Below are 25,704 nucleotides of genomic sequence, written 5' to 3'. Positions count from 1 at the left end.
AGCTGATTTCAATCGGCTGAAATTTAATACTCCTTTCTTTTTCTTTTTCTTTTTCTATTAAGTGGTTGTAATTGCACTATAGAAAGATAAAAACGCCCAATTGAAATTAGGCGTTCTCAAATATCGATATTTGCTGATTAGCAACCTGTAATTTTTTCAGGCTGAGGCTTTTCATTCGGGAAAAATAGTGGACGAAGTTTCACACCTATACCATTACCAATAAAAGCGAAAATCAGCCATAACCACCCATGTAGACTGCCTGATGCAATGCCGCTGAAATAAGCACCGATGTTACAACCGTATGCTAATCGAGCGCCATAACCCAACATGATCCCCCCAATGACAGCTGCTAGAATTGAGCGTTTAGGGATATTGAGACTCGGTGCAAATTTTCCAGCGAGACCTGCTGCAAGTAAAGCGCCGAGCATGATGCCAAAATTCATCATAGAGGTGATATCAAACCACAACGAATTTGCTAAAGCTTTAGCATTTCCAGGTTGTTGCCAATAGTCCCAAGCTGTTACATCAATTCCGACTAATGTTGCACCTTTCGCTGCCCATACTGCGAGTGCAGATGTGACACCCCATGGGCGACCAGCCAATGCAAGCGTGGTGAAATTAAGCAGGGTGAGAATAATACCACCCCAAATTAAAGGCCATGGTCCCTTTAAGAAACGTTTCCAGCCTTGATGTGCTGCAACAGGTTCTTGTTCAAGCTGACCGTGGCGTTTTTTCTCGAAGTAGACTGTTGCTAATGCGATCAAACCAAATAGCACGAAATTGAGTATTAGCGCTGGAATAACACCAAAGCTTTGTACTACTGAAATAGGGGCTAAGTGTGGCAGTGCAAACCACCATTCAATATGTGAAGTAGCGATCAGTGAGCCTAAACAGAAAAAGAATAGAGTGATCAGCATACGTGAGCTACCACCACCGACTGTATAGAGTGTCCCAGATGCGCAACCACCACCCAGTTGCATGCCAATTCCGAAAATAAATGCACCAATCATCACGGACATCGATACGGGATTGACGTTGCCTTTAACGGGTTGACCAAATAATTCACCTGCACCTAAAGCTGGGAAGAAGAGCAGCACTGCCAGTGCGAGCATAATCATTTGTGCACGTAAACCACGACCTTTGCGTTCTTTAATAAAAACGCGCCAGCTCGATGTAAAACCAAATGATGCATGGTAGAGCGTCATACCAAGCGCACCACCAATAAGAAATAACAGGGCTTGATTAATTCCCACAATTTGATAAGCACCAAGGGTGCCTACAATCAATAAAACAATAGCGATCCAGACCGATGAGTGTGATCGGTCAGATTGAGCTGCAATAATGGACATGAAGATAAGAAAAGCTGATAAAACACATCAGTATTTTAATTGATTGATTGTGGGTTGATAGTCCTACACTGCATTTATGCATTAAATGCTGCTGAGTAATATTGATTTTATATATTTGTAATTCTTATATGTTAGCCGACATGTACATTAAACAGTGAGCCAATCCAACTTGAAAATGCCATCGCTGCGATTCCCCAAAGCGTAATTCGCAATGCAGATTTTACTTTAGACGTTCCAGCAAAATATCCAGATAAAGCCCCTAGAATAAATAACGCTAAAATGCAAAAAAAGGCAACACTGTATTCTAAATATGCAGGAGGACTAATCAGTATAGCAATCATCGGACAAGCTGCACCTATTGAAAAGGCGGTGGCAGAAGACCAAGCGGCTTGAAAAGGTTGAGCTGTTGTATTTTCATGGATACCAATTTCATCACGTGCATGTGCAGCTAACGCATCATGCTCGCTCAGTTGTATAGCAACTTGATGAGCAAGTTCGGGTGATAGTCCTCTTTGTATATAAATATGCGTTAATTCTTTCAGTTCGATTTGTGGATTGCGTGCTAACTCACTTGCTTCAAACTTTAGATCAGCTTCTTCGATATCAGACTGAGATTTTACTGAAATATATTCACCAGCTGCCATGGACGTTGCGCCTGCAATCAAACCAGCAATACAAGTGATTAAAAGGGTATGTTGATTCGCGCCACTTGCTGCCATCCCCATGATTAAACTAGTGACTGAAATTATACCGTCGTTGGCACCAAGAACAGCAGCTCTTAACCAACCTGTGCGATGTATATAATGTGGTTCTGTATGGTGCGAATAGCTCATAGGATTTTGTCTTATTATCTGAAAATGTTATTCAAAAATGAGTTGTTATTCATACAGTATAGGCTTGATTCGTATTTTGGGGCTGTATAATTGCTCTGTTAGAGAAAAAATTAAAGCCTCTAAAGAGGCTTTAATTGGTAAAAATCAAATTATTGTTGAGCTTTTTCTTTTACATTCGCTGCACCTTCTTCTACAGCTGCCGCAGCATTAGCAGTTGCTTCTTTAGCCGCTTCTGAAGCGTTGTGCGCAGCGTTTTCAGCATGTGCAGCAGCATTATCTGCAGCTTGTGCTGTCGCATCAGCAGCATTGTCGACTGCAGTTGCAGTTGATTGAGCTGCATCTTCAGTCGCATTTTGAATATCTGCACCTGCTTGTTCAGCAGCATTTTCTAAATGTTCACCAGTTGTCGCGCCAGTTTCAGGAGCTTTATCCTTATTACACCCAACCAAAGCAACTGTAGCAGCAAGACCTAAAGCAACAAGAATCTTATTCATTTTATCTTCCTTTTTTAATTCAATGATTATCCAAGTAGCATGGATGAGAACAATATAAGCAGATTTTAAATAAAGTTTTATTCAAAAATTGTAAAGATAATATTGGCTTATAAAAACGCCCCGAGAAAGAGTTTTCTCAGGGCTACACTTTAATGCGGTATATTAAGGCTGAAATTACTGTCCAGAACGAATGATGTAATCAAACGCTGACAGTGATGCTTTCGCGCCTTCACCAGTGGCAATGATGATTTGTTTATAAGGTACTGTTGTACAGTCACCCGCAGCGAATACACCTTTTACATTGGTTTCGTTGCGATCGTTAATCACAATCTCACCACGGTTGGTTAATTCAACTTGGGTTTCTTTTAAGAAATCCGTGTTGGGTAACAAACCGATTTGTACGAAGATCCCCGCCAATTCGACAGTGTGTTCTTCATCCGTCGCACGGTCTTTGTATTTCAGTGCAGTGACTTGTTTGCCATCACCCACAACTTCTGTAGACAACGCATTTTTGATGACAGTCGTGTTAGGTAAGCTGTTCAATTTATCTTGAAGTACTTGGTCAGCACGCAGCTTAGTATCAAACTCAACTAAAGTGACATGCTCAACAATACCCGCAAGGTCAATTGCCGCTTCAACACCAGAGTTACCACCACCGATCACAGCCACACGTTTGCCTTTGAATAATGGACCATCACAATGTGGGCAGTACGCAACACCACGTGTTTTGTATTCTTGCTCACCTGGTACATTCATTTCTCTCCAACGTGCACCTGTAGACAGGATGACCGTTTTCGATTCAAGTTTTGCACCATTCTCTAAAGTCACTTCAACTAAACCGTTGGCAGTTTCATCCGCACCTTTGATGTCAGACACACGTTGTAAGTTCATGATGTCGACACCGTATTCACGAACATGTGCTTCCATTTCAGCCGCAAACTTAGGACCTTGCGTCTTTTGCACTGATGTAAAGTTTTCAATATCCATGGTGTCCATGACTTGACCACCCATGCGCTCAGCAACGATCCCCGTACGGATACCTTTACGAGCCGCATAGATTGCAGATGTGTTACCTGCAGGACCACCACCGATCACAAGCACGTCAAATGCATCTTTGGCATTGAGTTTTTCAGCATCTTTCGCTGCAGAGTTAGTATCGAGCTTCGCAACAATTTCTTCCAATGTCATACGACCTTGACCAATATGTTCGTTGTCTTGGAACACCATTGGGACAGCCATGATTTTGCGTTCTTCAACTTCGTCTTGGAAGAATGCACCATCAATCATGGTTGCAGTTGTGCCAGGGTTGTAGATTGCGATCAAGTTAAGTGCTTGAACCACATCTGGACAGTTATGACAGCTTAAAGATACGAATACGTCAAAGTCAGATTTGATTTCTAAAGCTTTGATGGATGCTAATACTTCATCAGATACTTTTGGTGCATAACCAGAAGTTTGTAGCAATGCCAAAATCAAAGAAGTGAACTCATGACCCATTGGTAAACCTGCGAAGAAGACACGCGGTTCTTCACCTGCTTTTGCAATACCAAAGCTCGGCGCACGTTTATTTTGACCATCAAAACGAGCTGTGACGAATGGAGAAAGTTCAGCCACTTCTTCCACAAGTTCTTTGATTTTTGCAGATTTGTCTGAATCATTTAAAGTCGCAACCAATTCGATTGGACCTTCAAGGCGTTCTAAAAGCGTTTTTAATTGAGCTGAAGTATTTTGATCTAACATTGCTAACGTCTCCAAAGGAGTAATAATTCATTCGATACAGGTATACTAAGACAATTGATTGAATAGATAAAACAGTTTGTTTTTATAAATTCAATCGGAAAAATGAATTTAATCAAAGTCTTTGGTGTAGATGTATGAAAGTATTGAGTTAAAACTTGAATTTTCAAGTATAAAAGCAATTCGAATTCAGATATTTACATTAAAATTATTTTAATAGATATGAGCGAGGACCAATTATGACCTTAGAGAGAGGCATTTATAAACACTATAAAGGACAACTTTATCAAGTCCTTCATGTAGCGACGCATAGTGAAACTCAAGAAAAGCTTGTGGTCTATCAATGCCTTTATGGAGATTATTCAATATGGGTAAGGCCATTAGCGATGTTTACAGAAAGCATTTATCTAGAGGATGATGATCGTGAAATTGAACGTTTTAAATTGATTCAAAAATTATGATGATTGTCATAGTAAAGACTTTATCTTTGATTAGTTTATAGAAATCGATTCAATGAGAATATGTCATGAATGCTGAATTTCTAAGTCAAATGCAAAGTTTATATCAGCAGTTAATTCAACATGATGCATATCAAACTGATCGCGATCTGAGATATCGAAATATAAAACCAGAATCTGCCCATTATATTTCGATGCTTATTAAGATCCAGACCTCTAAACGAATTCTTGAAATAGGAACTTCGACAGGATATTTAACATTATGGATGGCGGAGTCGGTTTCGGATCATCAGGGTCGAGTGACGACGGTTGATATAAACTCAAAAAGAACAGCACTTGCGACTCAGTACGCCAAACAGTTTAGTTTAGATCACCTTATTGATTTTATCAGCAGTGATGCAATTGATTTATTAATTAATGAAGGCGATGTGTATGACTTAATTATCTTAGATGCGAATCGACATGCATATCCTGATTATTGGCAATATTTAAAAAAGGTACTACATCCTGAACATGGCGTAATACTTGTAGATAAAGTGATTTCCCATGCTGCTGAAATACAAAGTTTTTTAAAGGATGTTAAGGCTGATCCTGATTTTTGCACGATGACGCTGAATATTGGGTGTGGATTATTGATGATTACGCGGAATTGATGGTGATTGAGAATTTGATGGATTGAACACAAAAAAACCACGCAAAGCGTGGTTTTTTTAGTGCTATCTAATGAATTAGATTTTACCAACTAGATCGATTGAAGGAGCAAGAGTTGCATCGCCTTCTTTCCATTTAGCAGGGCAAACTTCGCCTGGGTGAGCGTGAACGTATTGAGCTGCTTTAACTTTACGAAGAAGTTCTTGAGCATCACGACCGATACCACCAGCGTTAATTTCAACGATTTGGATTTTACCTTCTGGGTCGATTACGAAAGTACCACGGTCAGCAAGACCAGCAGATTCGATTAGAACTTCGAAGTTTTTAGAAAGAGTCCAAGTTGGATCGCCGATTAATGGGTATTGGATTTTACCAATTACGTCAGAAGTGTCGTGCCAAGCTTTGTGAGTGAAGTGAGTGTCAGTAGAAACACCGTAGATTTCCACGCCTAATTTTTGGAATTCAGCGTAGTTGTCAGCAAGGTCACCAAGTTCAGTTGGGCAAACGAAAGTGAAGTCAGCAGGGTAGAAAAATACTACAGACCATTTGCCTTTAAGATCAGCTTCAGTCACGTCTACAAATTGACCGTTGTGGTAAGCTGTAGCTGCGAATGGTTTAACTTCAGTATTAATTAAGCTCATCATTGTCTCCATGATTGAGGTTAGTCTTTAATTTTCAATTAGAGTATCGAACTTTCGTTCTGTGCTGAAATGGTATTTTTACATTACAAAAATCGGAAAAACCGAATTATGTAAATTGATTGCCATTTAAGTTTGTCATCTGTCTTCCTTGTAACACATCAAAATGATGTATTCGTGACAGGATGAGAAAATTTCACATGCCTACCAACATGAAGACACTGAAGTGAAAATTCAAGGGTAAATATTAAAAAAACCATCATTATTTTGGATTTAGTTTTTCAAAAATATAAAAAGCTACATGAAAATTTCAAAAATTGTATGAATTGTCACATAACGCGGCTGACATGTTTCTATTTCAACTTAAGATCATTTTAAGCTTTATATTCTCATTTAATCTAAAAAAATAGTCCGATTCAGATTTGGGATAATCTTTGAAAATGAGTAGAATAAAGCGTTTCGTAATTGGTATAGGGCTAAAACTTGGCGACGATAGGGTTAAATGTAGAACAAATGGTGATGGCACGAGATCTTCATCGTTTAAATCGACTACGCAAAGGAAAAGATGCCAATGAAAAGCAATATCAAGAACTTTTTGAAAAATCAAATTTAAAAGTACAACAGCGTATTCAACGCATTCCTAATATCAAACTTAATCAAGATTTACCTGTTACCCAATATGCAGACAAATTGATTGAGGCCATTCAAAAACATCAGGTCATTATCGTTGCGGGTGAAACAGGTTCAGGTAAAACAACTCAGCTTCCTCAGATAGCCATGCTTGCGGGGCGTGGTTTAACAGGGTTAATTGGTCATACCCAGCCACGACGATTAGCTGCGCGCAGTGTATCGCAACGTATTGCAGAAGAGGTGGGTGAAAAACTCGGTGAGTCTATTTCATTTAAAGTAAGGTTTAACGAACAGGGTTCACAGGACTCTATCGTTCGTTTAATGACAGATGGTATTTTGCTGGCTGAATTGGCTCATGATCGTTTCTTAACCAAATATGACACCATTATTATTGATGAAGCACATGAGCGCTCGCTCAATATTGACTTCATCATGGGCTATTTGAAACAGCTCTTGCCACGTCGTAAAGATCTTAAAGTCATCATCACATCTGCAACTTTAGACGTTAATCGTTTTTCAAGTTACTTCAATAACGCACCGATCTTTGAGGTTGAAGGTCGTAGTTTTCCTGTAGAAGTGCGTTATCGTCCGATCTCTGAAATGAGTATTGTAGGGAGTGATGATGATGAGTTTGATGACTTTGAAGAAAACCTACCGCGCGCAGTAGTATCAGCTGTTGAAGAATGTTTCAAAGATGCACAGGAAAAAGGTCATCCTGAACACGCAGATATTTTGATTTTTGCCAGTACGGAACAAGAGATTCGTGAGCTACAGGAAACTTTAATCAAACATGGACCTCGTCATACAGAAGTTCTACCTTTGTATGCGAGACTAGCGTTATCTGAACAACAAAAGATTTTTAATCCTGCAGGTGGTGGACGGCGTATCATTATTGCCACCAACGTTGCGGAAACTGCATTGACCGTTCCAAACATACGTTACGTCATTGATAGTGGTTTTGCACGTATCTCTCGTTATAACTACCGTTCGCGTGTTCAGCGTTTACCGATTGAAGCGATTTCTCAAGCAGCAGCCAATCAGCGTAAAGGTCGTTGTGGTCGTATTGCACCGGGTGTGTGTATTCGACTGTATTCAGAAGAAGACTTTTTAAGTCGTCCCGAATTTACTGAACCTGAAATCAAACGTACTAATTTGGCATCTGTTATTTTGCAGATGCAGAGTTTAGGTCTTGGAACACTCGAAGATTTTGACTTTATTGAACCGCCTGATCATCGTCTCGTCAATGATGGTCGTAAACTGCTGATTGAACTCGGGGCGATGACTGAAAAGAGAAATCCTTCTCTTGCGGCTAAAACAGCCTCATCTTTAGATAAAGGTGGACTTCAAGGCAAAGGCGATTCTCTCACCAAAATTGGTCAACAAATGGCAAAAATGCCAATTGATCCAAGACTCGCACGTATGATTTTGGGGGGAGCTCATTTTGGGGCGCTCAATGAAGTATTGATTATCGTGGCTGCGTTAGCTGTTCAGGATCCAAGAGAGCGTCCTGCTGATAAACAAATGCAAGCGGATCAGAAGCACGCCTTATTTCGTGAAGCCGATTCTGACTTTTTGTTCTATCTCAAATTATGGGATGCGTTGGTTGCAAATCGGGAGATGAGTGAAAATAAGCGTCGCACATTTGCACGTAATCATTTCTTGAGTTGGTTACGCTTGAGAGAATGGAAAAAAACACATGAGCAACTGGTTGATCTTGCTCAAGGCTTGAAGCTTTCTTTTAATGAAAAGAAAACCAGTTACGAAAATCTTCACAGAGCTTTACTCACGGGACTATTGTCATTCATTGCAAATAAAACAGATGAACGCAATGTATTCATGGCAGTGCGTCAACAAAAGGCACGTATATTTCCTGCATCAACCTTACACAAAACCAATACACCATGGGTCATGGCATTTGAGATGGTAGAAACCTCTCAGGTGTATTTACGAACACTGGCAAAAATTGAGCCTGAGTGGATTTTGCTAGCTGCACGTGATTTAGTGAAACATCATTACTTTGAACCGCATTGGTCGAAAAAAGCAGGTGTAGTTAACGCATATGATCAAATTTCACTGTTTGGTTTGATTATTGAACCTAAGCGTCAAATCAATTATGAAAAGGTCGATCAAACTGCGGCGCATGAAATTTTCCTTCGCGATGCTTTAACGACGGGTCATCTGGGGATTACACCACCATTTTTAAAACATAACTTGCTTAAACTAGAAGAAGTTGAGCGAGTTGAAGACAAATTGCGACGTCGTGATTTGGTGGTAGACGAAGAGACGATTTATCAGTTTTATGCAGCAAAAGTGCCTGAAGATGTAGCGAGTCGGCGTAGTTTTGAAGATTGGCGTGCAACAGTTGAGCCTCAAAATCCACGTTATTTGTTCATCGATGACGATGCTTTGTGGCTTAACGATCGTCCAACCACCCAACAGTTCCCTGATTACTTACGTAATGGGGACCTTCGTTTAGCGGCAAGTTATCGATTTGACCCAAGTCATGATGAAGATGGTGCGACGGTCAAGATTCCACTACAGGCCCTGCCACAAATAGATGAAAACTTATGGTCATGGGGCATTCCAGGTTGGCGTCTTGATTTGATTGAAGCACTATTAAAAGCTCTTCCAAAAGATAAGCGTCGTGGCTTGGTACCTATACCAGATACAGCGCGTAAACTGATGTCCAAAATAGATGCGCAAGATTTACAAAAGCATATTTTTAGTTTTTTAGCTTTTCAATTGAGAGGCGAACAGATCACTGAAAAAGATTTTAATGTAGATCGAATTGAACAATATCTTTTACCGCTCATTAAAGTCATCGATGAAAAAGGACGAGTGATTGAGCAAGGTCGCGATTTATCAGAATTAAAAGCACGCTGTCGTACTGAAACGCATAGTCCAGTCAAGCAGTTAAAAGGTGAGTATCAAACTTTCCCTGAGCATTTTGTGTTTGAAGCATCGCAAAAAGTCACAGGTGTCGTCGTCAAACAATATCAAGCACTTGTATCAAGCAAGGAATTTTCTAAGCTTGAGCAAAAGGATGAGTCAGGTGTTGTCATTCAAACGTTTAATGATCAGCACGAAGCAATACGCCATCATCGTGCTGGTATTATTCGCCTGATTCATATGCAGCTAGGTGATTTGATTCGACAGCTTAAAAAACAAATTTCTAAACCACTCGCATTAGCCTATTCCCCTTTGGGTGATAAAGCTCAGTTAGAACAAATGTTAGTTTACGCAACATTGCAAATGGCTTTAGAGAAAGAGCCTGTAGATGCGCAAGATTTCCAAACAATTCTGCAGGCTGTCAAGCAGTCTTTCCTGACGCATGGTCAAAAGGTCTTGGCTGCCTTTAATGACATTTATGTACAATGGCAACAAATTCGACGCGAGTTGATGATGATTGATGCCAATGTATTTGGTAAAAATATTGATGATATTGAAGATCAACTTGATCTAATGAGTCTAGCGGATTTTGCTTATAGTAAATCTGTAGACGTGTGGATTGAATTTCCACGCTATCTTAAAGCTTTATTGATCAGGATTGATCGTTTGCCTCATAATCTCAAACGAGATGATGATGCGATTGCTCAAGTCGATCCTTGGATGGATAAATTATTTAAATATAAAAATGATCAGAAATTGAAAGAGTTATATTTTATGGTTGAAGAACTGAGAATCTCATTATTCTCTCAACCGATGAAAACCAAGATGCCAATTTCGCCAAACCGTATTCAAAAAGTATGGGAACGTCTCGGAATCAGTTAATATAGCTCTAATTTGAAATATTGAGTTACTCAAAAAAGGAGTTTTGCATGGGCATTCGTATTACAGGCACTGGCTTATTCCATCCTGAACATGTCATTACCAATGAAGAGTTGGTTGAAAGTTTAAATGCTTATGTAGAAAAGTTTAACCAAGAGAATGCTGAAAAAATTGCTGCGGGTGAAATCGAAGCACGCCGTGGTTCAAGTGCAGAATTTATTGAGAAGGCTTCAGGTGTTAAAGCACGTTATGTTGTAGAGAAGGAAGGCGTATTAGATCCTAATCGTTTACGTCCAAACTTAGCAGAACGATCAGATGATGAAATTTCACTTCAAGCTGAGTGGGGTGTGATCGCTTCAAAACAAGCAATGGAAAATGCCGGTGTAACTGCTGAAGACATTGATGTTGTAATATTGGCTTGTTCAAATATGCAACGTGCATATCCTGCGGTTGCTATTGAAATTCAAACTGCATTAGGAATTCAAGGTTATGCTTATGACATGAATGTTGCTTGTTCTGCTGCAACATTTGGCTTAAAACAAGCTTATGATGCGATCAAGTCTGGTGCTCGTCGTGTGCTCTTGGTCAATGTGGAAATCACATCAGGTCATACAGATTATCGTTCACGTGATTGTCATTTCATTTTTGGTGATGTGGCGACAGCTTCAATTATCGAAGATACAGATTCTAAAACTGGATTCGAAATTTTAGATACGCAATTGTTTACGCAATTCTCTAATAACATTCGTAATAATTTTGGTTTCTTGAATCCAAGTGAAACAACCAATGCGGATGATAAACGCTTCCGTCAAGATGGCCGTAAAGTGTTTAAAGAAGTATGCCCATTGGTTGCGAAAATGATTACAAAGCAACTTGAGAAAAACCAAATCGAACCGACGAATGTTAAACGTTTCTGGTTACATCAAGCCAATGCCAGCATGAACGAGTTAATTTTAAAGCTGGTTGTGGGTAAAGCTGCTGCTGAAGCAGATCCAGACTTAGTTCCAATCATTTTAGACGAGTTTGCAAACACTTCTTCAGCTGGGGTCATGATTGCGTTACACCGAACTGCAGATCAAGTGAATGATGGTGAATACGGTGTATTATGTTCATTTGGCGCGGGTTATTCTGTTGGTTCAATACTGGTTCAGAAGCGAGTAGCTTAATTATATAAAGAGATGTTCAATGGAAAATAAAGCATTGCAAATCCAACACCATTCTAAAATGATCCGATATGGTAGTTTGTTGCAACGTTTTTATTTTAAACCGACCTTTCTTGGTGTTGAACATCTCAATGCTGATCGACCTGCCATGTATGTGGGTAATCATACAATTTATGGTGTATTTGATACGCCAATATTGATTGATTATCTATATACAGAGCACAAAATTAAAATTGTGAGTTTAGGTGATCACATTCATTTCAAAATACCGTATTGGAAAGATATGGTTCATAAAATGGGTGCAATTGAGGGTCTAAGAGAATACGCCAGAGATGCAATGCAACAAGGATACTCTATCCTAGTGTTTCCAGGTGGTGGGCGTGAGGTAGTAAAGCGCAAAGGGGAAGAATATCAACTCATATGGAAAGAGCGCTATGGATTCTTAAAGTTAGCTCAAGAATTTGACTACGACATTGTACCTTTTGTAGCTGTAGGTGGTGATGAAGTATTCGATTTGGCACTTGATGCCAATTATTTGCTTGAAAAAAAGTGGTTTAAAAAGCTTTTAGCTGTACCTAAAATTGGAAAAATACTCCGTCAAGGTGATGTCTTGCCTTCAATACCCAAAAATATTATTCCTAAAAGAGTCCCATTCTATTTCAAATTTTTACCACGACAATCAATCTCAAATATCAAAACAGAACAAGATTTGATTGAATTCAGAGATCAATTGCAGCAAACAATTTACGAAAATATTGCATCAACGCAGTTGATACGAGATAGACAAAGTTAAATCTTAGAAAATTATACTTCTTAATCTAATTATATTGTTGATTATAAAAATATTTTTAAAATAATATTAAAAAAATAAATTAGTGCTTTCTATTTTATATCAATTAGGTATATTATTTTAATGTAAATATTCAGTTTACTAAGCCCAAAGATTGTACTCCTCCTTGGGCTTTTTTTTATCTCAGAATAATAATAGGCGTATGAGAGCGATTTTCACTTTTTAAATTTCACACAAATTAAGTTTGAAAATCAAAGATGAATTTTTGGTACAAAATGCAACTATAGTTGGTTTTATAAAAATTAATAAAAACAGAATGTTATTTAAATTTTTTAGCCTGCTATCAAAACAATTCTAATTTTGTAATTGCAAAATGTATGCTTCTACGACTTAGAGGTTCATAAAGAAATTTTGCATAAGTGGTTTTTTTTTGTACATTGAAAATTCAAAAACAAAATAACACAGAGGGATTATGTCACTACAAGGAAAAACACTGTTCATTACAGGTGCAAGCAGAGGTATCGGTCGTGAGATTGCACTTAAAGCTGCAAAAGATGGTGCAAATATTGTGGTTGCTGCAAAAACGAGCACTGAACATTCGAAACTCAGTGGTACGATTCATTCTGTTGCAAAAGAAATAGAAGCAGCTGGTGGGAGAGCATTAGCGATCCAACTTGATGTACGAGATCAAGATGCTGTCGCAGCCGCAATGAAACAGGCTGCTGAACATTTTGGTGGGATAGATGTCCTCATTAATAATGCTGGTGCGATTAATTTGAGTGGGGTTGAAACGCTTGATCCAAATCGTTTTGATCTCATGTATCAAGTTAATACTCGCGCCGTTATGGTCTGTAGTCAAGCTGCCTTGCCTTATTTAAAACAAAGTCAAAATCCACATATTCTTAGTCTCTCTCCACCTTTAAATTTAAAAGAATCGTGGTTTGCGGTTCATTCTCCTTACACCATCAGTAAATATGGCATGAGTATGTTGACCATGGGAATGAATCAAGAATTCGAACGTTATGGGATAAGTGTTAATGCCTTGTGGCCTAGAACCATTATTGCAACTGCAGCGATAGAATTTTCTCTCGGTGGACGTGAGTTATTTAGCAAGGCTCGGACACCGGCAATCATGGCTGATGCAGCGTATGCAATCTTGACGAGTGAGAAACGTTCGATCACGGGTCGTATGATGATCGATGAAGAGATATTAAGAGAGAAAGGTGAAACTGATTTCGAAAAATATCGAGTTGAGCCATCAGATGAGGAATTGATGGTCGATTTATTTGTTGATCCATAAATGAGAAAGCCCAACATAGCGTTGGGCTTTATTATTTATACTAAATTATCGTAATGCAGTAAGGTTGACATCCTTTTGATACATCTCGATCTGCATGACTTGCTCAGTTAAGAATGCTTTACGTTGGTCATTGCTCGGATGACTTGCAAACAAAGTTGATTGATCTTTATTCATTTTACGTTTGTTGAGATTTGCTTCGAATTTATCCCAAAATGAGAGTGCTGCATTATGATTGTAGCCCGCTCTCACCATCAAATCTAAACCAATCAAATCAGCTTCTTCTTCTAGATGACGGCGATGAGACATATTGGTTTGATTGCCTGATAAACCACTTGCAAGCCCGATGGCAGCCCCAGTTCCCATGGTTGCACCCATTAGACCCAAATTCATTGCTGCGAAACGAGAAGCCTTTTCACGACTATGATTACGGATAATGTGTGCCATTTCATGCGCAATTAAGGTGGCTAACTCGTCATCAGATAAGTTTTCAAACATATATACAGCCGAATTAACTACAATTTGCCCACTTTGAAAGGATTGGGCATTCGGTTTGCTGCTGAGCACACCGTTAATTCGCCATTGAATTGGTTGACGACCTTCACGTAAATATTGATTAGCGTGTGGGATTAAACGTGCCAAAATTTGATTTAAGCGTGGATCTTCAAGATATAAAGACTTAGTCTTCGCTTTCTTTTCAAATTTATTATAGCTACGATTTGAAATTTTATTCCAAGCTGATTCCGGAATAATCATGAGTTGTTTACGTTCGGAAGCTACAGTGCCTAATGATGTGGTTGAAACACAGCCAGTCGTGATTAATGCAATTGAACTTATAATACCAAACGCGAAGGATTTCATAATTACACCTTAATGATGGGATATTATTTGAGATCTAACTTGATTTTTAATAGCTAGATTTTGTGTTTAATTATTGTTCAATATTTAGATTAATTAAACAAACATTATTTTAACTATTAATTTGAACGAATTAATATCATGGTGGTTATAATGAGATTTTAGTCACATTAATATTTATTAATTCGTTATTTTATTATTTAGATAAATTATTTTATTTATATATATTTTGTATTTTATTATACTTTTATTATATTATTGGTGGTTGGATTAATATTTATTAAAATTAATAGTATATATAAATCAGTAATTTATATTTTATTATTGTTTTTTTTAAATATTTAAGTGTGATTCTGTTTTTGAATTTAATTTAATATGAGAATAAATTCTCACTATTTTAGTTGAATATTGATAAATAACTCATAACGAAATATTTTGGAATTCCATTCAAGGCTATTAAAAATTAATTCTTATATTGTGAAGTTTTTCTTACATTGAGTTGGTGTATTTTGTGATTTAATTCTCAAATATTATCGTTGGGTATTTTAATTAAATTTGGGTGGACTAATTATGTGATTTATAACCACGAATTTTTTTGATCACAGTGTTATAAGGCCTGTTTGATTTTTGACAAGGTCTGAGCATCATTAATATACGCATGCTGCTTATCCTAGCCAATCGATACAACAGAACACTTTAAAATAAATTCATCTAAACTTATTTTGTCTTCAGTCAATATAAGTATCAATTCGTTCAATTTCTAAGATGTTTATCCTGAACTTGAGTTTTCAGTACTCGTCATTCAATCGCATCGTATTTTGAAAGAATGATTAATCTTGATGTTGAGTACTCGGTGAATCAAATGAGGGTTTCTTTGGTGGGTCGAGTAAAGTCTCAATCACAAACGCTGTGCCAAGGTGATCAACAGAAATATTTAAAGAATTCCAACGGAATAATGAGATTTTTTGCGATATAAAGTTCATGTTAGGGCGAGTACAAATGTATGAGCGATCTCGAGTGACGATTGGCGTTGAAGCGGCATTTGTTTTATCACGCTTTCTTAATTCATTCTTTGAACTTTGAACGACTAGACAGGAACTGATACAGTCAATATGAATAAGTGGTTTAAGGGTAGTTTATTGCTTGGTTCTTTGGTGAGTAGTTTTGCATTTGCAGATTTTCTACCACCAGATCAAGCATTTCAATTTGAGGCAGTATCAGTCAGTCATCATCAAGCTGAACTAAAATGGAAGATCGCAGATGGTTACTATCTCTATCATGATCAAATCAAAGTTTCAGACATTCAAGGTCCTGTAAAGTTATCTCTACCACGCCCAAAAGAGAAAGATGATCCAAACTTTGGTATGACCCAAGTGCATTATCAGGATGTAATCAGCAATATTCCAGTCAAACCAAATCAAGAATTTAAGATTCAATGGCAAGGATGTGCTGAAAGTGGTTTATGTTATCCGATTCAAAGAACAACGATAACAACTGACAGCACAGGTTTATTCTCAGCGCAGCAAACTACACAAGCTAAGAAAGTTTTAAATCTCAAAGAAATTTCAGCGGCATCTAATGGAGTTGTAAATACTCGAGATGCACAAGAAAATGCTTCACCAAAAACAGAAACACAACTCATTTCAAAGGATAATAATACAGTCTCAGATCGTAAAAATTTTAACGCTACTGCGCTTGAGCGAGATAAAACCGAATTTGGGGAAAATAATTTAATCAGTGAGGATCAATCCACACTAGATGCAAATTTATCTAAAGAAAATCTGAATAGGCCAGCGAGCTTTTCGAGTGTATGGAACAACGATCAATTTTTTTTAAATTTGCTCTCTCAACAAAGTGTATGGCTTAATTTATTGGTGTTTTTAGGACTTGGAATATTGTTGGCATTCTTGCCTTGTTCATTGCCCTTAATTCCGATTTTATCAGGCATTCTTGTGCAAAATCACAGAGGTTATCGTGCCGCGGTAATAGCTTTTATTTTTGTCACAGGGATGGCTATCGTTTATGCGTTAATGGGATTCGTTGTTTCTCAATTGGGTTATAGTTTTCAGCGTTGGTTTCAAAGTCCGATCTTCATCAGTATTTTTAGTCTCCTATTTATTACTTTTGCCCTTAACCTTTTCGGTGCATTTCAAATCTCTTTACCTCAAGGAATATTACAACGCTTAGATCTTTGGCAACAAAAACAAAAAGGAGGCACATTGATCGGTGCAGGACTCATGGGGATGATTTCTGCACTGATAGTTGGACCTTGCATGAGTGCTCCGCTGGCTGGAGCATTGATATTTGTCTCACAGATGAACCAACCTTTATTAGGGGCGACTTATCTTTTTGTTTTGGGCATTGGGATTGGTTTGCCGCTTTTTATTGCGGCAGTTTTCGGGACGCATTTTTTACCTAAACCTGGGGTATGGATGGATCGACTCAAGGTCTGTTTTGGCTTCGTGATGTTGCTTGTGGCCATTTATTTTGCACGGCCACTTATTCCAACCAGTATTTATCAAATTCTGATGGGTCTTTTACTTCTTGGATTCGCTGTATATTTACTCTGGAAAATGCGACCTTATGTCGAAAAAATAGTGGTTAAAAGCATCATCATATTATTCAGTCTTGGCATGATGTTTTTAGGAGTGAATTATGTGCAGCAAGGGTATACGCACTCACTTGTAACGCAGGCCAAAACATTACATACATGGCATAAAGTCAACTCTGCCGCGCAGCTTTCAAATGTTTTGAACGCAAATCAAGGTAAAGCCGTAGTAATTGATGTTTACGCAGATTGGTGTGTTGCATGTCAACCGATTGAAAAAGAGGTACTTCCGCGTGAAGATGTTCAAGCCAAACTCAATGAGTTGGTTTTAATTAAATTAGATCTCACTCATTTTGAACCAAGCCAAGATGAACTTTTAAAAAAATGGCAAATTTTAGGTCCGCCAACATTTATTTTTTTAAATACGCAACATGATGAAATACGTGATCTGCGCTTGACTGGAACTTTTACTGCAACACAGTTATTAAATCGATTGCAGGAACAATCTGTCGGGATGGTTCAGTAATGATTTCATTTGATGGGATTCAACTTGGATCACTCATGTTTCCATGGGTTTTATTGATTCTATTCAGTGGGATACTGTTCATCAGTATCCTGATCAATGTTTTAGGTCATCACTATAAATGGACAGATACCCAAGTCAAAATCAGTAAAGATTCAGTGTGGACAAGCATCATTATTGGAGCAGTTGCCGCTAGAGTCATCTTTGTTATGTTCTATTGGGAGACTTATATTGCAAATCCTTTAGATATACTCAAAATCCAAGATAAAGGATTTAGCTTATGGAGTGGATTATTCTTCGGTGGGCTAAGCTATATCATTCTCAATCGAAGCTTACGAACAAAAATGAAGATCATTTTAGTTGGGGTGTTTTTATTTTGGGTAGCGATTGGCGTAATGATAAAAACTCAATACAAGGTTGAAAGTTTTTATCCTGATCTAAGTTTTCAGATACTCCCAACTGATCATAGTGAAAATAAGAATGAAGGGTATTTCACAGATTTTTTGGGTCAGCCTACAGTCGTTAATTTGTGGGCGAGTTGGTGCCCGCCATGTCATAGAGAGATGCTAATACTTTTTCAAGCACAAAAGGCTCATCCCAATATTCATTTTGTGATGCTCAATCAAGGTGAAGATATCACAACGGTTCAAAACTATTTACAAAAACACAGCTTCAACTTTAAAAATGTCAGACTTGATGTAAATGGGGAAATGCCCAAGCAGAGCAATAGTTTTGGCTTGCCAACTACATTGTTTTACGATGAAAAAGGTAAATTGGTGGATAGACATATGGGTGAGTTAAGCGCTGCAAAAATGCAAGAATATTTAATTAAAATGACAGCTGAGTAGAGCTAAAGGTTATGAAAGATATAAATAAATTAATATTGTTGTCTAGCGTATTTTTAATAAGTAGCGTCAGTTATGCGGATTTAAAAAAGCAGATTTCAGCAGAGGGCTTTGAGTTTGTAAAAGAAATTCCAGCACCAGCAGGTATGACAGGATGGGCAGGGCATATGAACCAACATCCAGGCACGGTTTTTATTTCTAATGATCAGAAATATTACATTATGGGTGATTTATATAATGCTCAAGGTGAAAATATTTCTATTGAAGCATTAAATACACATGTCAAAGACGCCGTATTAGATGATGTATGGAAGAGCATTGAAAAGTCGACTTGGATTCAAGATGGTGAAAATACAGCAGCACGCGTTGTTTATGTATTTTCAGATCCTAACTGCCCATATTGCCATCAATTTTGGGAAGCTGCACGACCATGGGTAAACTCGGGAAAAGTTCAACTTCGACATATACAAGTTGGTGTAATTCGAGAAGAAAGTCGAGGGCAGATTGCCACCATACTTAACTCAAGTGATCCTGCTAAAGTATTTAATGACTACAATAAAAAGAAAGGTAAAGAGCGATTAGTTGTTACGCAAAATATATCAAAATCTTTACATGAAAAAATCGACTATAACGAGTCACTTATGGATAAATATGGATTTTTTTCCACGCCAGCTATGGTATGGAAAAATCAACAAGGAGAGTTCAAGTCTATGCAAGGAATGGCAAAAGACTTGCAAGAAGTTTTTGAAAAATAGAATTTTTTGGTCTTTAGTACTCTTGAATACAAAACTTTAAAATTTAATACATGGTCATTTACATGGAGAATATGATCGTATTTGAGTCTCATATCCACAACTGAAAGAATTGCAAGATTATGAAGTAGGATCGCAATATAAGCTATAAAGCGTTTGCATAATGGTGAGGACTTTAGGATCACTCACTTGATAAAAAATTTGTTTACCTTCACGACGAGTCACCACCATTTCAGCTTTACGTAATACGGTTAACTGTTGTGAAAGCGTGGGTTGAAAAATTTGAGTTCGATTCTCAATTTCCTGAACGTTCAATTCACCATCTACTAAAATACAAAGTATCTTTAAGCGATCAGGATTCGACAGGACTTTAAGTCGATCGCTGACTTGATCAACTTGTGAAAAATCCATTTGATTTAATTCAACATCAGACGGCATTGGATGTTCCTTTGAAACAGAAGGATGCGTATGTTAAAGCATCTTGATTATTTTTCAAAATTATATAATATAAAAAAATATATTGTAAATAAGTAAATTGTTATGCATGATTTTGTGATTGCTTTTTTAGGTGGAGCACTACTCGGTTTATCTGTGGTTGGATACTTATATGTGAATGGTCGAATAGCAGGGATTAGTGGTTTAATCGGTCAAGTACTAAATCCGCATAAAGTTTTCAAAACACCAGCATTGTGGTTTTTAATGGGTCTCATCATCACACCGTTTATCTATGGTATTTGGGTTCAGCCTGAAATTGAACTCGAAGCAAGTCCATTCATGATGATCGTGGCAGGTATTTTAGTTGGATTTGGAACACGTTTAGGTTCTGGCTGTACAAGTGGGCATGGCATTTGTGGTTTAAGTAGATTGTCCAAAAGATCTATTGTGGCAACACTAAGTTTTATGCTGACAGGCTTTATAACGGTTTATTTAATTCGACATGTCACAGGAGCATTCTAAATGAAAAACCTTTTTGCTTTTTTGTTTGGCTCACTTTTTTCCGTGGGGCTTATGTTATCTGGAATGTCGAACCCTGAAAAAGTTCTTAATTTTCTTGATTTATTCGGTGAGTGGGATGCAAGTTTGGCATTTGTCATAATGGGTGCCATTGTCGTGGCATTCATACCCTTTCAGATCGTAACCAGAAGTGAAAAACCTTTAACTCTATTCAATGAGACTATTGATTTACCAAAGAACAATCAGCTTGATAACAAGCTCATCATAGGTGCTAGCTTGTTTGGGATAGGATGGGGCATCGCAGGCATCTGTCCAGCACCAGGATTAACATTAATTGGTTTAGGGCATTATCAATCACTCTATTTTGTGATTGCGATGTTGATAGGGGTTTTGATTCACCATAAATGGATGGGAGCATAATTATGAAACTAGTGATGAAAGATGCCACTCAAGATCAAATTAAGCCGCTAATTAAAGATTTTTTTGATCAAAATACCAATACATTTAGTTATGTCGTGGCTGATCCTGTGACATTAAGTTGTGCCATTATCGATAGTGTTTTAGATTTTGATGCTGCTTCTGCGACAACAACGACGGAACATGCTGACCAGATTATTCAATACATACATGAACAGCATTACAAGGTTGAGTGGATTTTAGAAACACATGTGCATGCTGATCATTTGACCGCTGCGCAATATTTAAAATCAAAGCTAGGTGGCAAAATTGCCATGAGTCATCATATCGGAATTGTACAAGAAACATTTGGCTCGATTTATCAATTGGATATTAAAGCAATAAACGCACAGCAACCATTCGATTATTTATTTAAAGATCATGAGTGTTTCAAAATTGGAGAAATTGAAGCCTACAACATTCCAACGCCTGGTCATACACCTGCTTGTCTTAGTTATGTGATAGGTGATGCAGTTTTCGTGGGTGATACTATATTTATGCCAGACTATGGTACAGCACGATGTGATTTTCCACGGGGCAGTGCAGCAGAATTATTTGATTCAGTTCAGAATCTTTATCAACTGCCTGATCATATGCGTGTATATCTATGTCACGATTATTTACCAGAAAATCGACATCAATATATGTGTCAAACAGATATAAAAACGCAAAAAGAATCTAATATACACATTCGAATTGATTCAAAAAAGAATGATTTTGTGGAAATGCGCAATAGCCGTGACGCAACATTGGGGATGCCAAAGCTCATTTTACCAGCGATTCAAATTAATATAAACGGTGGCAAATTTCCGCCCACTGAACACAATGGAGTGTCTTATTTGAAAATCCCTTTAAATTTTTTCTAATCATAAAATTTAGCTACTTTAATTTTTATAAATATTATAAATACATGTTATGTATAAAATTGAAAAAGGCTTTAAAAACAAGTTCAATAGGCGTATAGTTAAGCATGAAAGTTGATCAGCCTAGTCGGTTATTAACTTGATTTTTTCTATGTTTCTAAACACTCTTTATCGAAAAGAGTTGAGAGGAAATTTTGCTAAGATCTAGTGGACTCATCATTGCATTTGCAACGGTGTTATTACAACTAGCGGTTTATTTACAGCCGATCTTACCGGAGAAATTTCATATCGCTCCGGTATGTATGTCTATTATGCATAATTTACTTTCTCCAGAACGCCATCAGCATGTTCATGAGACTTATCACGATATCGTCCACCATTTGAGTGAACACGAACATCATCACGACCATAATCAAATTACTCACCAATGCCAATATTGCACTGTTTATGGAGACCTCGTCTTACCATTTGATTTTGGTGTAAAAGAAATTTTTGATCGCTTACAAGTTAAGCTGAGTTTCTACCGCAATTCTTTTTGGCACGTTTATTTTTCTCTACAGAAGCTCTATCTTCTGCCTCAAGGCCGAGCGCCACCTTTTGGACTCTAATTGATTTAAACCTTGGATCATTTTGATCTTAATCAATTTATGTAGAGTTCAATATTATGAAAAAAATCTTTAAACAGTCTGTAGCCAACAGACGGTATTCACTCATCCTCAAAAAAGTGAATTTAAAATCGCGTGTTATCGGAGTGATACATGACATCTACAATATAATTCTAACTGTAGTTTTAAACTCAGTGAAGAACAACATTCACCACAAAACTCAACGATAAGGTGACGTCATGGATCTAGGACTAACAGCGCTCGAATTGGCGCGTATTCAATTCGCATTCACTGTTTCATTTCACATTATCTTTCCAGCAATTTCGATTGGATTGGCAAGTTTTTTGGCTGTGCTCGAATGGCGTTGGCTTAAAACGAATGATCCTGTTTATCGAGATCTGTTTAAATTTTGGATAAAAATATTCGCACTTTCATTTGGTATGGGTGTCGTTTCAGGCGTGGTGATGAGCTATCAGTTTGGAACCAACTGGAGTGAATTTTCACGTATAGCTGGTAGTGTCACTGGACCATTGCTGACGTATGAAGTGCTCAGTGCGTTTTTCTTAGAAGCTGGTTTCCTCGGTATCATGTTGTTTGGCTGGGGGCGAGTTGGGCCAAAGACGCATTTTTTTGCAACCTTAATGGTGGCAATAGGAACATGTATATCCATGTTTTGGATTCTGTCATCTAATAGCTGGATGCAAACACCTCAAGGCTTTGCATTTGAAAATGGAATAATCGTTCCTCAAGATTGGTTCGCGATTGTCTTTAACCCATCCTTTCCTTATCGATTAGCGCATATGGCACTGGCCGCTTTCTTGGTTTCAGGCTTATTGGTTGCCGCAACTGCTGCATGGCATCTACTCAAAGGACGCCGTGATGCGTTAGTTAAAAAGTCATTCTCGATGGCAATGTGGATGATCCTTGCTTTAGCTCCACTACAGATGTTCGTGGGTGATTTACATGGATTGAATACCTTAGAACATCAGCCTGCTAAATTAGCTGCAATCGAAGGTCATTGGGAAACCAATAAAGATCATGGTATGCCGTTGTATCTATTTGGTATTCCAGATATGGAAGCTGAAGAAACTAAATATGCGATTGGTATTCCAAATCTGGGTAGCCTGATCATGACACATACCCTTGATGGTGAGGTTAAAGGCTTAAAAGAATTCGCACCTGAGGATCGACCTAATTCAACCATTGTTTTTTGGAGTTTCCGAATCATGGTGGGTATGGGCATGCTCATGATCTTACTGGCTGTATTTGGTCTATGGCTACGTAAGACAGGCAAATTTTATGAGTCTAAATGGTTGCACAAGTTTGCTTTGTGGATGGGGCCTTCAGGTTTTATTGCATTATTGGCAGGCTGGTTTACCACAGAGGTGGGACGTCAACCTTGGATTATCTATGGCGTAATGCGTACGAAAGATGCGTTATCTCCTGTCTCTGCGGAACAGGTTGGGCTGACGCTGATTATTTTTGTTGTGGTGTACTGTATCGTATTTGGTATCGGTATCTTTTATATGTTGAAAATGATGGTGAAAGGACCAGAATTTATTTATTCAACACCACATTCAGATGGCGAAGTGATCCGAGCGTCTAAACGCCCGATGAGTACCATTGATAATGAACAACAACTTGAAGCATCAAACAAGGTGAATGATCAGGAGAATTTGAAATGATTGATCTATCATTGATTTGGATTATGATCATCGCACTAGGTGTGTTGATTTATGTCGTTCTTGATGGTTTTGATTTGGGAATTGGTATTTTATTTCCATTTGTGAAAGATCGCCAAGAGCGTGATGTCATGATGAATACTGTAGCACCCGTATGGGATGGCAATGAGACTTGGATGGTACTTGGTGGAGCTGGTTTATTTGCCGCTTTTCCACTGGTCTATTCGACTGTATTGTCCGCATTATATATGCCCATCACCTTAATGGTGATCGCGCTTATATTTCGTGGAGTCGCTTTTGAGTTTCGTTTTAAGGCTAATCGGACCAAAGCACTTTGGGACCAAGCATTTATTTGGGGTTCAATTTTAGCTTCATTTTTACAAGGTGTGATTTTAGGCGCTTATATTCAAGGAATTCAGACGACCAATGGTGTGTTCACGGGTGGTGGGCTAGATTGGCTCACTCCATTTTCACTCTTTACAGGTTTAGGCGTTGTTGTGTTATACGCGACACTCGGTTGCGGATGGTTAATTTTTAAAACGGATGAGCGTGTACAAGATCATATGTACCGTCTGATGCCTAAGCTTATGATCGCGTTATTTCTAATATTTGGCGCTGTCAGTATTTATACTCCCCTTGTACATGACGATATTGCACAGCGTTGGTTTAGTCAGCCACAAATGTGGTATTTCAGTCCCGTACCAATACTGGTATTGATTTTCACTTTCCTAGCGCTCAGAGCTTGTAAACGTCGTCAGGAGTTTGCGCCTTTCATCTATACATTGGCTTTGGTATTTCTTGCGTATACGGGCTTTTTAATTAGTTTATGGCCTAATATCATTCCGCCAAGTGTAACGATTTGGCAAGCTGCTGCACCTCAAAGTAGTCAATTATTTGCTCTCATTGGTGCACTCATTCTAATCCCAATTATATTGTTTTATACCGCTTTATCTTATTGGGTATTTAGAGACAAGGTCCGTGTTGGTGACGAAGGTTATCACTGAGGAGAATGATAATGAAACTGAATCAAGCAGGGTGGTTTATTGTTTTATGGCTCGGTGGTTTTTTAAGTCTATTATTGATTGCTGGTCTATTTCGATTGCTCATCCAGTGGGCGTATTAATCTAAATCTTTAGACATCAACAATTAACCCATCATCTAGGTGATGGGTTTTTAATTTAAATACTAACGACTAATCGTTGTTGATCATAATTGGGTAATAGAAACTATGATATAGGCACAATTAAGCGGATTTTAGCTTCTAAACCAACGCTTTAAAAATTTACTTAAACAATTGATTTAAGATAAAATTAGAAGAATCATCTGAATCTTTGAGAATGATAAGTGACATCGTTTCAATCACTTATGACATAACTATCGCCGTTTTAAGGAATCACGAGACTGATATTTAATTGTCGTTGTTCATGGTCTAATTACTGTGAAAAAAAAGCCAGACTGGTGGAGCAATCTGGCAAAGCGTCAAGATGAGTCACCCGTGACAAGTGATGTTTCCTGAGTTCAGGTTTAAGTTGTTCTGAACTTATGCCTGAATAAATTCAGCCACAGCCTGGTTAAACGCCTGTGGTTGTTCAACATTCGAAATGTGCGAAGCATTAATCTCAACAAGTTGACTACCCGCAATCGCGGCTTGCATAAACTGACCATCTGCCACAGTGGTCACAGGATCTTGTTGACCCGCAATAATCAATACAGGAATCAAAATCTGTTTGAGTTGTTCACGCACATCCGCCTTAGCCAAAGCTTCACAGCAGCTTGCATAACCTTCAGGGCTGCCAGCTCCTAAGTCGTT

General features: G+C 38.0%; 24 protein-coding genes. 16 read left to right on the top strand and 8 right to left on the bottom strand.

Translation table 11 applies throughout. The features are described from left to right. Positions 1-137 precede the first annotated feature (137 nt). From AC1M9J_RS06345 to ahpF, 4 genes are all read right to left on the bottom strand, one after another. Complete coding sequence (locus AC1M9J_RS06345; protein WP_481595989.1) at positions 138-1,349, bottom strand: YeeE/YedE family protein; 1,212 nt, start codon at positions 1,347-1,349, stop codon at positions 138-140. Positions 1,350-1,480: 131 nt separating this feature from the next. Next, positions 1,481-2,182, bottom strand: coding sequence for a VIT1/CCC1 transporter family protein (locus tag AC1M9J_RS06340; protein ID WP_035265394.1), 702 nt, complete (start codon positions 2,180-2,182; stop codon positions 1,481-1,483). 149 nt (positions 2,183-2,331) lie between these two features. Continuing rightward, positions 2,332-2,676 carry a hypothetical protein gene (locus AC1M9J_RS06335; RefSeq protein WP_035265393.1) on the bottom strand — a complete coding sequence of 115 codons (345 nt, stop codon included), beginning with the start codon at positions 2,674-2,676 and terminating at the stop codon, positions 2,332-2,334. A 174-nt stretch (positions 2,677-2,850) separates the two neighbouring features. Beyond that, positions 2,851-4,416: an alkyl hydroperoxide reductase subunit F gene (gene ahpF / locus AC1M9J_RS06330; protein WP_481952044.1), complete on the bottom strand. Its 1,566-nt coding sequence runs from the start codon at positions 4,414-4,416 to the stop codon at positions 2,851-2,853. Positions 4,417-4,652: 236 nt separating this feature from the next. Between ahpF and AC1M9J_RS06325 the strand changes: the two genes are divergently transcribed. Both AC1M9J_RS06325 and AC1M9J_RS06320 read left to right on the top strand, forming a co-directional pair. Next, positions 4,653-4,874: a DUF1653 domain-containing protein gene (locus AC1M9J_RS06325; protein ID WP_035270203.1), complete on the top strand. Its 222-nt coding sequence runs from the start codon at positions 4,653-4,655 to the stop codon at positions 4,872-4,874. A gap of 65 nt (positions 4,875-4,939) precedes the next feature. After that, entirely contained in the window at positions 4,940-5,524 is a 585-nt protein-coding gene (locus tag AC1M9J_RS06320; RefSeq protein ID WP_180028998.1) for an O-methyltransferase, read from the top strand. A 75-nt stretch (positions 5,525-5,599) separates the two neighbouring features. On the opposite strand, the gene ahpC is transcribed toward AC1M9J_RS06320, so the two are convergent. Next, on the bottom strand, positions 5,600-6,163 hold the full coding sequence (gene ahpC, locus AC1M9J_RS06315) for an alkyl hydroperoxide reductase subunit C (protein ID WP_035270191.1): 564 nt from the start codon (positions 6,161-6,163) through the stop codon (positions 5,600-5,602). Between the two features lie 510 nt (positions 6,164-6,673). On the opposite strand from ahpC, the gene hrpA reads away from it, so the two are divergent. The 4 genes from hrpA to AC1M9J_RS06295 all read left to right on the top strand — a co-directional run bounded on the left by hrpA (position 6,674) and on the right by AC1M9J_RS06295 (position 13,811). Beyond that, positions 6,674-10,561 carry an ATP-dependent RNA helicase HrpA gene (hrpA, locus tag AC1M9J_RS06310; protein WP_481952086.1) on the top strand — a complete coding sequence of 1,296 codons (3,888 nt, stop codon included), beginning with the start codon at positions 6,674-6,676 and terminating at the stop codon, positions 10,559-10,561. A 47-nt stretch (positions 10,562-10,608) separates the two neighbouring features. Beyond that, a complete protein-coding gene (locus AC1M9J_RS06305) occupies positions 10,609-11,724 on the top strand; it encodes a beta-ketoacyl-ACP synthase III (protein WP_481952043.1) in 1,116 nt (371 codons plus the stop codon). A gap of 19 nt (positions 11,725-11,743) precedes the next feature. Next, complete coding sequence (locus tag AC1M9J_RS06300) at positions 11,744-12,514, top strand: lysophospholipid acyltransferase family protein (protein ID WP_481952042.1); 771 nt, start codon at positions 11,744-11,746, stop codon at positions 12,512-12,514. A gap of 469 nt (positions 12,515-12,983) precedes the next feature. Continuing rightward, positions 12,984-13,811: an SDR family oxidoreductase gene (locus AC1M9J_RS06295; RefSeq protein WP_481589608.1), complete on the top strand. Its 828-nt coding sequence runs from the start codon at positions 12,984-12,986 to the stop codon at positions 13,809-13,811. A 45-nt stretch (positions 13,812-13,856) separates the two neighbouring features. Here AC1M9J_RS06295 and AC1M9J_RS06290 read toward each other — a convergent pair whose 3' ends face one another. Next, positions 13,857-14,669 carry a M48 family metallopeptidase gene (locus AC1M9J_RS06290; RefSeq protein WP_481607622.1) on the bottom strand — a complete coding sequence of 271 codons (813 nt, stop codon included), beginning with the start codon at positions 14,667-14,669 and terminating at the stop codon, positions 13,857-13,859. Between the two features lie 1,109 nt (positions 14,670-15,778). Here AC1M9J_RS06290 and dsbD point away from each other — a divergent pair. From dsbD to dsbG, 3 genes are read left to right on the top strand one after another with little or no spacing between them, the layout of a single operon-like run. Beyond that, positions 15,779-17,740, top strand: a complete 1,962-nt coding sequence (gene dsbD, locus AC1M9J_RS06285) for a protein-disulfide reductase DsbD (RefSeq protein WP_481952041.1) — start codon at positions 15,779-15,781, stop codon at positions 17,738-17,740. Continuing rightward, the gene (locus AC1M9J_RS06280) at positions 17,740-18,585 is read left to right on the top strand and encodes a prolipoprotein diacylglyceryl transferase family protein (protein WP_481607620.1); all 846 of its coding nucleotides are present in this window, start codon (positions 17,740-17,742) and stop codon (positions 18,583-18,585) included. The genes dsbD and AC1M9J_RS06280 overlap by 1 nt, the downstream gene beginning before the upstream one ends. A 20-nt stretch (positions 18,586-18,605) precedes the next feature. Next, positions 18,606-19,337 (top strand): thiol:disulfide interchange protein DsbG, encoded by a 732-nt coding sequence (gene dsbG, locus AC1M9J_RS06275; protein WP_481596680.1) that lies wholly within the window; start codon positions 18,606-18,608, stop codon positions 19,335-19,337. 117 nt (positions 19,338-19,454) lie between these two features. Here the strand turns inward: dsbG and AC1M9J_RS06270 are convergent, their stop codons facing one another. Then, entirely contained in the window at positions 19,455-19,772 is a 318-nt protein-coding gene (locus AC1M9J_RS06270) for a metalloregulator ArsR/SmtB family transcription factor (protein WP_481952040.1), read from the bottom strand. Between the two features lie 102 nt (positions 19,773-19,874). Here AC1M9J_RS06270 and AC1M9J_RS06265 point away from each other — a divergent pair, with 102 nt between their 5' ends. The 7 genes from AC1M9J_RS06265 (at position 19,875) to AC1M9J_RS06235 (ending at position 25,017) form a co-directional block, all read left to right on the top strand. Further along, positions 19,875-20,291, top strand: a complete 417-nt coding sequence (locus tag AC1M9J_RS06265; RefSeq protein WP_092768851.1) for a YeeE/YedE family protein — start codon at positions 19,875-19,877, stop codon at positions 20,289-20,291. Continuing rightward, a complete protein-coding gene (locus AC1M9J_RS06260) occupies positions 20,292-20,708 on the top strand; it encodes a DUF6691 family protein (RefSeq protein ID WP_481596673.1) in 417 nt (138 codons plus the stop codon). A 14-nt stretch (positions 20,709-20,722) separates the two neighbouring features. Then, positions 20,723-21,610 carry an MBL fold metallo-hydrolase gene (locus tag AC1M9J_RS06255; RefSeq protein WP_481952085.1) on the top strand — a complete coding sequence of 296 codons (888 nt, stop codon included), beginning with the start codon at positions 20,723-20,725 and terminating at the stop codon, positions 21,608-21,610. Positions 21,611-21,801: 191 nt separating this feature from the next. Beyond that, on the top strand, positions 21,802-22,215 hold the full coding sequence (locus tag AC1M9J_RS06250) for a DUF2946 domain-containing protein (RefSeq protein WP_481596672.1): 414 nt from the start codon (positions 21,802-21,804) through the stop codon (positions 22,213-22,215). A 236-nt stretch (positions 22,216-22,451) separates the two neighbouring features. After that, a complete protein-coding gene (locus AC1M9J_RS06245; RefSeq protein WP_481596671.1) occupies positions 22,452-23,897 on the top strand; it encodes a cytochrome ubiquinol oxidase subunit I in 1,446 nt (481 codons plus the stop codon). After that, on the top strand, positions 23,894-24,898 hold the full coding sequence (gene cydB, locus AC1M9J_RS06240) for a cytochrome d ubiquinol oxidase subunit II (RefSeq protein ID WP_481607618.1): 1,005 nt from the start codon (positions 23,894-23,896) through the stop codon (positions 24,896-24,898). The genes AC1M9J_RS06245 and cydB overlap by 4 nt, the downstream gene beginning before the upstream one ends. Positions 24,899-24,909: 11 nt before the next feature. Beyond that, entirely contained in the window at positions 24,910-25,017 is a 108-nt protein-coding gene (locus AC1M9J_RS06235) for a DUF2474 family protein (protein WP_155757002.1), read from the top strand. 417 nt (positions 25,018-25,434) lie between these two features. Here the strand turns inward: AC1M9J_RS06235 and AC1M9J_RS06230 are convergent. After that, positions 25,435-25,704 (bottom strand): alpha/beta hydrolase (locus tag AC1M9J_RS06230; protein ID WP_481952039.1); only part of this gene is annotated, 270 nt, incomplete at its 5' end.

This window comes from Acinetobacter sp. ANC_7588 (genome assembly GCF_056783995.1).
The sequence above is the reverse complement of the archived record's forward strand: the minus strand, read 5'-3'. Positions and strand labels throughout refer to the sequence as shown.

Bases quoted from the DNA above. Each gene is read 5' to 3' on its own strand.
- AC1M9J_RS06345 (WP_481595989.1), bottom strand. From the start codon at position 1,349: ATGTCCATTATTGCAGCTCAATCTGACCGATCACACTCATCGGTCTGG.
- AC1M9J_RS06340 (WP_035265394.1), bottom strand. From the start codon at position 2,182: ATGAGCTATTCGCACCATACAGAACCACATTATATACATCGCACAGGT.
- AC1M9J_RS06335 (WP_035265393.1), bottom strand. From the start codon at position 2,676: ATGAATAAGATTCTTGTTGCTTTAGGTCTTGCTGCTACAGTTGCTTTG.
- ahpF (WP_481952044.1), bottom strand. From the start codon at position 4,416: ATGTTAGATCAAAATACTTCAGCTCAATTAAAAACGCTTTTAGAACGC.
- AC1M9J_RS06325 (WP_035270203.1), top strand. From the start codon at position 4,653: ATGACCTTAGAGAGAGGCATTTATAAACACTATAAAGGACAACTTTAT.
- AC1M9J_RS06320 (WP_180028998.1), top strand. From the start codon at position 4,940: ATGAATGCTGAATTTCTAAGTCAAATGCAAAGTTTATATCAGCAGTTA.
- ahpC (WP_035270191.1), bottom strand. From the start codon at position 6,163: ATGAGCTTAATTAATACTGAAGTTAAACCATTCGCAGCTACAGCTTAC.
- hrpA (WP_481952086.1), top strand. From the start codon at position 6,674: ATGGTGATGGCACGAGATCTTCATCGTTTAAATCGACTACGCAAAGGA.
- AC1M9J_RS06305 (WP_481952043.1), top strand. From the start codon at position 10,609: ATGGGCATTCGTATTACAGGCACTGGCTTATTCCATCCTGAACATGTC.
- AC1M9J_RS06300 (WP_481952042.1), top strand. From the start codon at position 11,744: ATGGAAAATAAAGCATTGCAAATCCAACACCATTCTAAAATGATCCGA.
- AC1M9J_RS06295 (WP_481589608.1), top strand. From the start codon at position 12,984: ATGTCACTACAAGGAAAAACACTGTTCATTACAGGTGCAAGCAGAGGT.
- AC1M9J_RS06290 (WP_481607622.1), bottom strand. From the start codon at position 14,669: ATGAAATCCTTCGCGTTTGGTATTATAAGTTCAATTGCATTAATCACG.
- dsbD (WP_481952041.1), top strand. From the start codon at position 15,779: ATGAATAAGTGGTTTAAGGGTAGTTTATTGCTTGGTTCTTTGGTGAGT.
- AC1M9J_RS06280 (WP_481607620.1), top strand. From the start codon at position 17,740: ATGATTTCATTTGATGGGATTCAACTTGGATCACTCATGTTTCCATGG.
- AC1M9J_RS06270 (WP_481952040.1), bottom strand. From the start codon at position 19,772: ATGCCGTCTGATGTTGAATTAAATCAAATGGATTTTTCACAAGTTGAT.
- AC1M9J_RS06265 (WP_092768851.1), top strand. From the start codon at position 19,875: ATGCATGATTTTGTGATTGCTTTTTTAGGTGGAGCACTACTCGGTTTA.
- AC1M9J_RS06260 (WP_481596673.1), top strand. From the start codon at position 20,292: ATGAAAAACCTTTTTGCTTTTTTGTTTGGCTCACTTTTTTCCGTGGGG.
- AC1M9J_RS06255 (WP_481952085.1), top strand. From the start codon at position 20,723: ATGAAAGATGCCACTCAAGATCAAATTAAGCCGCTAATTAAAGATTTT.
- AC1M9J_RS06245 (WP_481596671.1), top strand. From the start codon at position 22,452: ATGGATCTAGGACTAACAGCGCTCGAATTGGCGCGTATTCAATTCGCA.
- cydB (WP_481607618.1), top strand. From the start codon at position 23,894: ATGATTGATCTATCATTGATTTGGATTATGATCATCGCACTAGGTGTG.
- AC1M9J_RS06235 (WP_155757002.1), top strand. From the start codon at position 24,910: ATGAAACTGAATCAAGCAGGGTGGTTTATTGTTTTATGGCTCGGTGGT.